Genomic DNA, 677 nt, shown 5'->3' with positions numbered 1-677 from the left:
GTTTGGCAAACGGCGTGCCGCACCACCGGTGGCCAGCAAAAGCTTGTCATAAGCAACAACGTCACCATTTTGCAGCTCAACCGTGTGCGCTTCAGCATTGATTTTCACCACGCCATTGCCGCGGATATGCTCGACCCCCAAATCTGCCAGTTTTTCTTCGGACAGGATTTCAATTTTGGTTTCTTCAGGTTTTAGAATCACGTCTTTAGACAGTGGTGGACGTTCATAAGGCAGATGTATTTCATCACCAATCAGAATGATATTGCCTTCAAACTTGTTGCCACGCAGTTCTAAAATCGCGCTTGCACCTGCCTGGCCTGCGCCTACAATCACGATGGTTTCGATGTTGCTCATGTCATTAACCTTTTAACTCTGCAGATACGATGCCAAAGCCCGCAATCCATTCACTGATATCTTCATAGCAGTGGGTGGTCATGTCGTATTCGCCCATTTCACTTAAAGCAGCAAAAGCCGCCATCCAGGAACGGACTTCCTGACCGCCACGTCCCCCATCACGGCGAATGTCAGCTTCAGTCATGGCTTCCAGTGCAGCGAAGTCGGCCTGCTTGAATTTTTCAAGTAATGCGACATCCCATTCCGGACTGAGTGGCACTGCAACCGAGGTATCCCCTGCTGCGAGTTTCTGGCCGACAGCAATAATTTTTGCCTGACGTGCC

1 protein-coding gene and 1 pseudogene are annotated in these 677 nt (G+C 49.9%); both read right to left on the bottom strand.

The window, feature by feature from the left end:
* Positions 1-354 (bottom strand): FAD-dependent oxidoreductase (locus E2K52_RS14570; RefSeq protein WP_161981147.1); only part of this gene is annotated, 354 nt, incomplete at its 3' end.
* Between the two features lie 4 nt (positions 355-358).
* Positions 359-677, bottom strand: a pseudogene (locus E2K52_RS14565) (3-carboxyethylcatechol 2,3-dioxygenase); the annotation flags it as partial.

Source organism: Acinetobacter sp. RF14B (assembly GCF_006864105.1).
Lineage (GTDB): Bacteria > Pseudomonadota > Gammaproteobacteria > Pseudomonadales > Moraxellaceae > Acinetobacter > Acinetobacter lwoffii_C.
The sequence above is the reverse complement of the archived record's forward strand: the minus strand, read 5'-3'. Positions and strand labels throughout refer to the sequence as shown.